This window comes from Paenibacillus contaminans (assembly GCF_003285015.1).
GTDB lineage: Bacteria > Bacillota > Bacilli > Paenibacillales > NBRC-103111 > Paenibacillus_V > Paenibacillus_V contaminans.
In genome coordinates this window covers 112,186-118,185 of sequence record NZ_QMFB01000029.1, presented here as the reverse complement: position 1 = coordinate 118,185, position 6,000 = coordinate 112,186, and the positions used below count along the sequence as shown (strand labels likewise).

Annotated in this window: 2 protein-coding genes; both read left to right on the top strand. The window is 51.3% G+C overall.

Annotated elements, in window-relative coordinates; all coding sequences use genetic code 11:
- Positions 1–68 precede the first annotated feature (68 nt).
- The gene (locus DQG23_RS33225; RefSeq protein ID WP_475113649.1) at positions 69–1,382 is read left to right on the top strand and encodes an Ig-like domain-containing protein; all 1,314 of its coding nucleotides are present in this window, start codon (positions 69–71) and stop codon (positions 1,380–1,382) included.
- Positions 1,360–5,973, top strand: a complete 4,614-nt coding sequence (locus tag DQG23_RS33220) for an S-layer homology domain-containing protein (protein ID WP_113035333.1) — start codon at positions 1,360–1,362, stop codon at positions 5,971–5,973. Before DQG23_RS33225 ends, DQG23_RS33220 begins: the two co-directional genes overlap by 23 nt.
- Positions 5,974–6,000: the final 27 nt, after the last annotated feature.

The following is a 6,000-nucleotide window of genomic DNA, read 5'->3' as shown; positions in this document are numbered from 1 at the left end:
TGAAGACGGGCAACCGCAAACTGACGTTTACCGTAGTGGATAAGAATGAAAGCTCCATTTGGTATTACATGCAGCCCAGCATCCTGAAGCTGGTGGAGCTGACGCCGGAGCTGGCATCTGTCGCTGTCACAGCAGAAGAGAGCCTGTTTGCCGTCGATGATACGGCGCAACTGCAGGTAACCGGCTTGCTCAGCAATGACGCGGCCGCCGCCTTTACCGCTGCCAGCATCGTTTATGAAAGCAGCGCCCCCTCGGTTATTAGCGTAGACCAGAACGGAGTTGTTAATGCGCTGAAACTGGGCAGCGCAACGATCAAAGCAACAGTAACGATGAACGGGGTCGTGAAGGAAGGAAGTATCGACCTACGAGTTATCTCCGCTCTGGATCGAGTCGTAATGTCAGTAGACCAAGAAAGCCTACGTGCAGGCCGCCATACGTATGTCACCTTGCGCGCCTATGCCGCGGATGATACGAGTATTGATTTGGACGGTATTCCGGCGCAGTTCGTCAGCTCGAATCCAGCTGTCGCAGCCGTTGACAGCAACGGCATTGTGGTGGCCAAGGCGCCGGGAAGAACAACTATCAGCGCTTTAGTCACAACATTGGGTGTGGAGAAAAGTGACAGTCAAGAGATCGAAGTGGTTGACAAGCAAATAATCCCTCAAGATATCCCTGTCTATGTTGATAAATGGGGTATTATCCGTCCTGTCGCAGGAGCGCTACAAACAGACGGCCTATTAAATGAGGAGAGCTGGAATACCTCGCGTACGCTATCCAACTTTGTTGCCGCTTACACGAATCAACCATCCGAGCTGCAGACTGAAGTCAAGATTTTGTATGACGAGGATCACCTTTACTTCGGACTAAAGGGAGAGCTTTCGACAGGAGCGAATGCAACGGAATCCGAAGTTATGGAACTGTATATTCGCCCTAAAGGGCAAAAGACGTTCACCTTGATGCTTCCAATAGATGGTGAAAGGAAGGTTGTATCGGAGCATGGTTCCGGAGTAAATGAAATAACCGGGTTTACCGCCGAGGTAAACCAGAGTCAAATGTCTTGGACATATGAGGTCGCGATTCCGCTTGAATCGATCGGTTTGACGGATATAGGATCAGGTGACGAGCTGCAGATAAATATAGTGCGTCATCAAATGGATTCAGCCCCGGTAACCTCCTGGTTCCCTTTGAAGACGACAGCATTTTGGGATAACATTCATTTTTATACGAATTCGAACCAAGAAGGGCGCTTTGGCAAGCTTTATACGGATCACATTCCGGAAGAACCGCTAATNAGAAGGGCGCTTTGGCAAGCTTTATACGGATCACATTCCGGAAGAACCGCTAATCGGCTCCGACAAATTGCTGACGCCTTGGTACCCTGATCGGCTGTCCCTTACCTACCTCGGCTTTACGAGCAAGCGGATCGTCATTCCCGCTGCCGAGTTCGATGCAAGCAGCGAGCAGTTGCAGCTCAAATGGATTACACCGTCCGGAATAACTTACGTGTTGGACGCTCCGACAATGGAGCGGTCGGGAGATCAACTATCGATCGAGTTTGCTCATCCGCAAGCATCCGAGGACGGCAACTATTACGTACAAATGACCGCACATTCAACATCGTCTACCGATGCGCGAATTGCCCTTGTTAGCTTCGATAGAGAAGATATGATTCAAGCGGGGGAGCGAACACTAAACGAACCCGACTATACAGCGCCGCCTACAGAGTCTGTTCATTTAACACCTACGTCTGCGGAAGTGCAGCAATTGCTAGATCTTATTCCTCCTTATCCGGGGATATTTTGGGCAGGTCTGCCCGATCAGCCGGGAATGCATCCGGATTATTTGTTTAATTGGGACCCGGCGACGCCCGATCAGTTGACAAGCCCGTATAGCGATTTGATCTATCCGAATGCACAGTATCCGGAGGACAAGGTGCTAACTGTTGTCAACGGAAAAGGAGAGACGGTTGAATATCCCTATTATGAGGAGGGAGGAAAAAAATACTTCATAACGGCGCATTTATGGTATAAGAAGCGGGACTATGTCATGAATCAGGTGGAACGACTGGCGGTTACCGATCCGGCAGGGGCGGCAAGAATTCTGTATAAGTTCGCTCAAGTGTATGAGGGATACGTTCCGGTCAACGATACGGTCTGGGATAGTAGGCCGCTAAGCTCTGTCTCCGGACCACCTAATCCGTATAACGGCGGGATGTGGGAATGGTGGCACTTTATGGATTTGAGGTCATTGAATCGCCTCTCTCGAGCATACGGAATGATGAAATCTACCGATGTTTTTGAGCGATTATCGCAGCAGGTCGGTGAGAATGTTCGCGCTAAAATTGTCGATGAAATGTTTGTGCCGTCCGTTGAATTTGTCCGTACTTACGCTACCCTGGATACGAACATGGATTATCACATTTGGCAAGGACTTCTGGAAATGGGCAAAGCGATTGACAGACCGGACTACATTCACGACGCGATGGAACGATTGACCAGTTTCGTTTCGAGTCAATACTTATTCGACGGATTCTGGAAGGAAGTATCGATGTCCTATCACGCTCAAAGTACAGGCGGCAGCGAACTCGTTGCGGGCATGATGAACGGATGGGCGGATCCCGAGGGGTTTGTCTCGCAACGAACAGGTAAACACCTGGAGAATGTGAATACAGATAACAATTTTCCATCTTTAACGAAATCGAGGGATCTGTTGAAGGCATTGACGTATCCGAATGGGAAGTATGTACCCTTGCAGGATACATGGGCCAGTGAGGGCCAAGCCAATCCTATTAATCGAGATTCCCTGTTGCAGCCTGCAGCCGGCATAGCCCGGCTTGCGCTCGGACAAGGCGAGCAGCAATCTCAGCTCTATATGACATTCACTACGAAATATGGCCATAATCATTATGACCCGCTCAACTTGAACCTGTACAGCCAAGGTCAGGAGCTGATCCCGGACTTGGGCTATACTCACACGAAATACCGGCATTGGGCGTCATCGACGATGGGGCACAATACGGTCGTCGTTGACAGCAAGGATATGGAGGTCAATGACAATAGCAAACATGGCGGCAGTGTGGAGATGTTTGTCCCGGTCGATGAAACGGTGAAGGTTATGGAGGCCAGACAGGAGAATAGTTACCCGGGCGTTACCGAGTATAGCAGACAGCCATGGTATATTACGTTCCCTGGGGACGCCGGCGACGAAGGATATGTCCTCGATATATTCAGAGTGTCGGGAGGAAGCCGTCACGAGTACACCCTACAGGGAGATGCCAACCGTGACGCGGCATTCGAGACTGACATGATCACAGAGGATTACGGCCCTTACTTGCTGCCGGAAGGGACGGAGGTCGTGCTGCCGGAGGGAGAGACCTCCACAGGATCGGCCGGCGACGAGTACTATGGGTATATTTATGTACGCGATGTCAAGCAAGCAGAGCTAGCGGATGATCAGTATTCGATGACGCTGGTCACAAAGGAAAATGGAGCCGACCGCAGCCGCATTCAAATTACAGGCCTGCTGGAGCCGGGGCAGAACGAATTGTTCCTGGGCCGGTCGCCATCGATACGCAATACCCGTGTCAGCAACATAGATACGAACGATCGAGCTGACGAGTTCACCATGCCCAAGCTCGTCCTGCGACGGGAAGGCGACAATTTGAGAAGCACGTTCGTGACGGCGCTGGAGCCATATGCCGCTGGAGCGAGCGCTACCATTCAGAAAGTGGAACGGCTGGAGCTTGATCAAGGGGAAGAGGGCGCCGTGGCCGTGGCCGTTACGTACGGAAATACGAAGGATATTATTCTCAGCTCGCCGAATCAGACCGGCACACCGCTGATTGCAGGGACGATCAGACTTGACGGGAAGACAGGGTTTATCCGCCTTGAGAATGGAATTGTAACAAAAATGATGCTGATCGACGGCACCGGTCTATCCTATGAAGACATGGAAATAATCAGCGACGGACCTGCCATTGGCGATATTCAGCAAGTGCTTCGCAAAGCAGACGGCGATTCCTACGATGCGTTCGTAACGACAGCGGAGATTCCGGCCAATATTCAAGGCCAATATATTGTAGTTACTCATCCGGACAGCACAACACACGGTTATTTGATCCAAAACGTAAGCAAAGATGGCGAAGAGTCGATCATTCAGATCGAAGGGGAACCCGGATTCGACCTATATCCGGACGGAAGTTCACAAATGAGCTTCTTCCCTGGCACGAAATGGACGGGGGATCATACGTTCCGGATATCCAATGTGAACGAATTCAGCGATCCGACTCCGAATAGAAGTATGATCAGCCCTACCACAGGCAGCTTTAACAAGAAAATGTCGGTTCAATCGGATGTGACGACGACACTGACGCTGAACGGCAATACGCTAAGCGATATCCGAAATGGCGTTACGGCGCTCATTCCCGGAACGGAGTATACGATTGCGGGCGATACGGTGACGATCAAAAAAGAATATTTGGCGCAGCAGCAGGAAGGCGTAACGATTCTGACCTTCACCTTCAGCTCGGGCGGGAATCAAACGCTGACGATTGCCATCATTGACGACTTGGCTCCCACACTAGACACGATTCAACTTGGCGCGATTTCTGCTATGAGAATCGGTGAGACGGCTCAGGTTGTGGTTACTGCCGTATACAGTGACGCAACAACCCAGGATGTGACGACGGAAGCGCTGTTTGAGAGCAGCATCGCAGGGGTGGCAAGCGTGAGTGCATCAGGATTAGTGAAGGCAGTCAGCCAAGGGGAGGCGGTCATTACCGCCAAAATAGGCGATAAAACGGCAAATACTGGGGTAACGGTACTGCCGTCTGACCCAGGAGAGCCATCACCATCGCCATCACCATCGATCAGTAATCCTGTTGTAGATCCATCTCAGGTTGTTCCCAATAAGAATGACCTGAAACCAGATGCCAGCGGGAACATAACGGTCGCTCTGGATGGGGGGAAGTCCGCCGTATCCATACCGCATGATGCATTAGCTGCTGCGAAGCAACTGACTGTGACGCAAGGAGATGCTTCCGTGGTGATATCCAAAAACGCGATTCAGCAACTCTTGCAAAACATGGAATCATCAGGAGCAGGCAGCTACATTCAGCTTCATATGTCCTTGAACGCCAGCTGGGGCAAGGCCGAGGAGCAGGCGATCGCAAGGGCAGGAGAACAAGCATTTGCCTCATTGACTGCAGCCAGCAAAGTATATGATTTTCAGATGTATGCCGGACCTACTGGAGAAAAATTCGAATCGCCGTTTACGGTAAGCATAGCATTCGATCCGCAGGCAGATGTTGGACTACTCGGCGTTTATATGCTTGAAGATAACGGGAAGCTTGTATATGTGGGCGGCAGCATGAAAGACGGCCGAATCGAGGCGGAACTTCCTCGACCTGGCAGAGTGGTTGTACTTGCGTATGATAAGACGTTTGACGATGTGCCTTCCGATCACTGGGCCAACAGAATGTTGAAGGAAATGAGTGCCAGACAGGTGGTTCAGGGAGTAAGCAATACGGAGTTTAATCCGTCTCAGGGAGTGACGCGAGCAGAGTTTGCAGCCTTGCTTGTCCGTATTCTCGGGATTGAGCCGGCCGAAGCACAGCGGTTCAAGGATGTAGAGCCATCTGCCTGGTATGCAGGGATCGTGTCAGCCGCTGTAGCGGCAGGACTTGTTGAGGGAACCGACAGCGCAACCTTCGAGCCCGATCGGACTATCACCCGCGAAGAGATGGCAGTCATGCTCGTGAGAGCCTACAACATGATGCTGCATGGCAGTTCCGTGCCGACAGAGCGGATATCTGGGTTCGCTGACCGCGATCAAGTAAGTAAATGGGCGCTGGAATCCCTGGATCTAGCGGCACAGTTGGGTCTTGTAAGTGGCAGAGGGGATAATCAATTCGATCCGAAGGCATTGACGAATCGGGCGGAAGCCGCCAACGCTGTTTATAATCTGCTTAAGTAAGACGAGAAATGACCTTGCGCAATGCCC